A 3,960-nucleotide genomic window follows, 5' to 3' on the forward strand; every position below is an offset into this window, starting at 1 on the left:
GCGGTCAGGGGTGAGTGCGATGCCGATCCGGCGCGAGCATCGCTTCTTCTATCCCATCGACTGGCCTCAGCTCTCGGCCGTGATCCGCTTCCGTCGGGCCGGCGGCCAGTGTGAGGTCTGCGCACGCCCGCACGGCCAGCGCGTGTTCCACCTCGGCGACGGCCGCTGGTGGGACGCCGAGGCTGCCGCCTGGCGCGACGGGCGCGGACGGATCGTCTGCGTGGCCGTCGGCGCAGATGATGTGCTCGGCCAGGTGCGCACGACGCGGGTGGTGCTGGCCGCAGCCCACCGCGATCACGACACCAGCAACAATGCCCAGCGCAACCTCGCGGCCTTCTGCCAGCGCTGTCACCTGCTCCACGATCGGCCCGAACACCGGCGGCGGCGGTGGCTCACCCTGTTCCGGAGGAAGGCGCTGGGGGATCTGTTCCGTGGGCCGTACTCTGGCGCATAAGGCCAGCGCGAAGGCGCCCAGCGGATCCGCCCCGGTCCTGCGGTATGCTGCGGTCAAGCCTTAATGGTTTGTTGCCGATATCCGGATAGGATTCGTCAACTTTTGCCGGAGCTTACCGATGCGCGTGCTGCTGGTTGAGGATGACACGTCGGTCGCAGCGAGCATCGAGCTGATGCTGAAGTCCGAGAACTTCAACACCTACACCACCGATCTCGGTGAGGAGGGCGTCGATCTCGGCAAGCTGTACGATTACGACATCATCCTGCTCGACCTGAACCTGCCCGACATGTCGGGCTACGAGGTGCTGCGTTCCTTGCGCGTCGCCAAGGTCAAGACGCCGATCCTGATTCTCTCCGGCATGGCCGGCATCGAGGACAAGGTGAAGGGTCTCGGCTTCGGCGCCGACGACTACCTGACGAAGCCCTTCCACAAGGACGAGCTCGTCGCCCGCATCCACGCCATCGTGCGACGCTCGAAGGGCCACGCCCAGTCGGTCATCACCACGGGCGACCTGATCGTGAACCTCGACCAGAAGACCGTCGAAGTCTCGGGCTCGCGGGTCCACCTGACCGGCAAGGAGTACCAGATGCTGGAACTCCTCTCGCTCCGGAAGGGCACGACGCTCACGAAGGAGATGTTCCTCAACCACCTCTACGGCGGCATGGACGAGCCCGAGCTGAAGATCATCGACGTGTTCATCTGCAAGATGCGCCGCAAGCTCGCCAACGCTTCGGGTGGCAAGAACTACATCCAGACCGTCTGGGGCCGCGGCTATGGCCTCCATGATCCAGAAGCATCGCAGGCCATGGCCGGCTGAGCCCTGGGCTCAAGTTGCGGCCGCGGGGATCGCCTACTATCGCGGGTCGACCGCTTGAATGTAGGGCGGGACAGGCCATCGGCTTTGCGAGGCCAACCTACGCGACTGCAGCAGGCGAAATCGGCATGAGCCGGTGCGTGCGACGCTGCCCCTGCGCTACCTTGGAGATTTTGACATTTGCACAGCCGTGATTAAACTTTATTAATCATAATTATAATTAATACTTGAGTTTTAAATTATATGCACCCTGTGAATAAGCAATAGAATTGACAACAAACTGTAAGAACACATTCTCACAATACACACAATCGCATGGATCGAGAGGAAGTCATGCAATCTTGTGTCTTTATGCGCTGATTATGCAACGAATTGCATTCCATAATACAGCTTACGCGAACCTCCCGAGGGCTCGCGCGCGACAACGGCCTTATGGAACCCGCGTGGTTTCTACGGATATTGGCGCCGCTCGCCGGGGCACAGCATGACCGTGCGCCCTGGCACGCGATGATACGGGGTGGCAAGCACCGGCCGCGCGCGCTCCCCTCTTGGCATGTCGCGGTCGGTGTCCCGCTCCATAACGTCCAGTCGGCGAATGGCTGTTGCGAATTGCGGTCCTGCGGCCTGCTCCATCAGGCTGCAGTGCTCACGGCAGCGCGGTCGCGTGGGCGATCGTTTTCAGCGAGATGGGGGCGAGGACGGTTGCGGGGCGTTTTAGTTCGACGGATTGGCGGGGTTCGTTGTGGTGGTGGAGTCCGCGGGCGCATTGGTCCGCTTGTTGTCGGTCTTCTCGCTGTTACAGGCGGCAAGCACCAGCATCGCAGCGAGCGGCAGAACCACCTTGGTAAAGGACACGCGCGTCTCCTCTCGTCGCTCACAGTGTGAGAACGGCTGAGCGCATCAGGGGGGTTCGCCCACACACTTCTACGTCTTCGGCATGGACGAGGAGGATGCCGCCGAGCGCTACGCGGCCGAGATCCGGGCTGCCACGGTCCAGCGGGACGACCCGTGCACCACGCCGGTCTGGCGCAGCGCCGGTCCCCTACCCGCTCCGCAATGGGCAGCGCCTAGCGATCTGACTGACGACGAGCTTCACGACGCCATCCACCACCTCGCCCTGATGAGCGGACGCGAGCCCCTGCCCCGGGATGCCGACAGCGCGGCTCTCGCGGCAGAGATGGCAGCGATCCGGCAGGAGCTTGGGCCCGAGGGCGTGCTGACGCCGTGGCGGTAAGGGGCGCAAAAAGAGCCCGAAACCTCAACATTTCTCAACAGGTGCGCTTGCCCACGCTCAAAGTCTCAACGCTGTGCGCCGCTGGCCAGGAGCAACGGGGGAGTACCAGGGGGAGGTGTCAGCTGCTGATCAAAACAGGAAAGCAGGTCGCCCGATCGCCGTCATCGCTGCTTCCTGGACCTAAACACATTAGAGCCCGTTGTTCCTCAAAACATCGGAGGAACGCTCATCATGAGCGGGTACTGGCTCTGCGACACCCAGCAGGGTGCGTTCCGGATTGAGCTGATGCGCTTTGTTGATACGCAGCGTTTCGTTGTCGTCTACGAGGATGAACCTCTCGGCTGCAGCGATACGCCGGAGGCGGCCCTGAACCGCTTGATCCACGGCGAGACCTACAAGCCTTCCTGCGGCCTTGATATCCGGCGCTTGCCGCTGCCGACCACTCTCTCGGGCTGGGTATACGCCACCTCGCCCTGATCCAGATCCATGCTATGCACGCATAGTCATTCGGCAGCGTCGGACCCGCGCCATGGTGCGGGGTCCAGTGCCCGCTTGAGCGCGTCCAGGAACCGGCCTGTCCGGGCGGCACGTGCCTGACGCCGCGATCCCATGTAGTCCATCGCAATGGCTGAAAACCTGACCGTCACCAGCCTCCTTGCGCGAGGTCTCATCAGCAATGCCGACATCGCTGCGGCGGTAACCGCCTATTTGTCTGCCCCCGAGACGACGGCCTATCCGTTGGGCGATCAGTTCGCGCTGGACCTGTGTACCGCCGTCGCCGCTCATCCCTTCACGGTGAAGACGCTGAAGCACGGCCAGGCCGGCGTGTCCGCGCGCCGCGCTGCCGTGCGTACCGCCCTCATGCTGGCGCGGCCCGAGAAGCGATGAACCCGGTTGCTGCAGCGATCATGGTTGGCATCGTGGTCGCTTGCTCGCCTACGCGCCGCTGATCGAGAAGCGATTGCGGCACTTCCGCAAGCCGCACTGTGGCTCGATCCGGGTGGATGAGACATACGTGCGGGTCCGGGGTGAGTGGCGGTATCTCTACCGGGCCATCGACACACACGGCTCGCCGGTCGACTTCCTGCTGAGTGCCAAGCGGGACCTGGACGCGGCCAAGCGCTTCTTTCGTAAGGTACTGCAGGATCAGCCGCTGCTGGCGCCTGACCGCATCGGCACGGATGGCGCTGGTCCTTACCCGTCAGCGATCGCCGAGAGCCGAGACGAGGGCCTGCTGCCGCGCGTACCGACCCATTACTTGACCAAGCACCTGCAGCAGGGGATCGAGAGCGACCACTTCCGGGTCAAACGGCCGATGCCGCGGGTGGGAGGCTTCCGGTCGTTCCATACGGCGCGGCACACGATCCAGGGGTTTGAAGCCATGCTGTGGCTGCGCAAGGGCTTCGGCTTTGCCGGCGTGTGGACCATCTGCGAGCAGAACCAGCTGCTGGCTCACTG

At 63.4% G+C, this 3,960-nt stretch carries 6 protein-coding genes and 1 pseudogene; 6 read left to right on the forward strand and 1 reads right to left on the reverse strand.

Annotated features, from left to right (window positions below; all coding sequences use genetic code 11):
- The first annotated feature begins 19 nt into the window (after positions 1 to 19).
- Both WDW90_RS35465 and ctrA read left to right on the forward strand, forming a co-directional pair.
- Complete coding sequence (locus WDW90_RS35465) at positions 20 to 454, forward strand: hypothetical protein (protein WP_336492440.1); 435 nt, start codon at positions 20 to 22, stop codon at positions 452 to 454.
- Between the two features lie 118 nt (positions 455 to 572).
- On the forward strand, positions 573 to 1,271 hold the full coding sequence (gene ctrA / locus WDW90_RS35470) for a response regulator transcription factor CtrA (protein WP_336492434.1): 699 nt from the start codon (positions 573 to 575) through the stop codon (positions 1,269 to 1,271).
- 711 nt (positions 1,272 to 1,982) lie between these two features.
- Here ctrA and WDW90_RS35475 read toward each other — a convergent pair.
- A complete protein-coding gene (locus tag WDW90_RS35475) occupies positions 1,983 to 2,123 on the reverse strand; it encodes a hypothetical protein (protein ID WP_336492435.1) in 141 nt (46 codons plus the stop codon).
- An 82-nt stretch (positions 2,124 to 2,205) separates the two neighbouring features.
- Here WDW90_RS35475 and WDW90_RS35480 point away from each other — a divergent pair, with 82 nt between their 5' ends.
- The 4 genes and pseudogenes from WDW90_RS35480 to WDW90_RS35495 form a co-directional block, all read left to right on the forward strand.
- Entirely contained in the window at positions 2,206 to 2,502 is a 297-nt protein-coding gene (locus tag WDW90_RS35480; protein ID WP_336492436.1) for a hypothetical protein, read from the forward strand.
- Positions 2,503 to 2,733: 231 nt separating this feature from the next.
- Entirely contained in the window at positions 2,734 to 2,979 is a 246-nt protein-coding gene (locus tag WDW90_RS35485) for a hypothetical protein (RefSeq protein WP_336492438.1), read from the forward strand.
- A 147-nt stretch (positions 2,980 to 3,126) separates the two neighbouring features.
- The gene (locus tag WDW90_RS35490) at positions 3,127 to 3,390 is read left to right on the forward strand and encodes a hypothetical protein (RefSeq protein WP_336492439.1); all 264 of its coding nucleotides are present in this window, start codon (positions 3,127 to 3,129) and stop codon (positions 3,388 to 3,390) included.
- Between the two features lie 40 nt (positions 3,391 to 3,430).
- A pseudogene (locus WDW90_RS35495) lies at positions 3,431 to 3,960 on the forward strand (IS6 family transposase); the annotation flags it as partial.

It is taken from the genome of Methylobacterium nigriterrae (assembly GCF_037106235.1).
In the GTDB taxonomy this organism is placed as follows: domain Bacteria; phylum Pseudomonadota; class Alphaproteobacteria; order Rhizobiales; family Beijerinckiaceae; genus Methylobacterium; species Methylobacterium nigriterrae.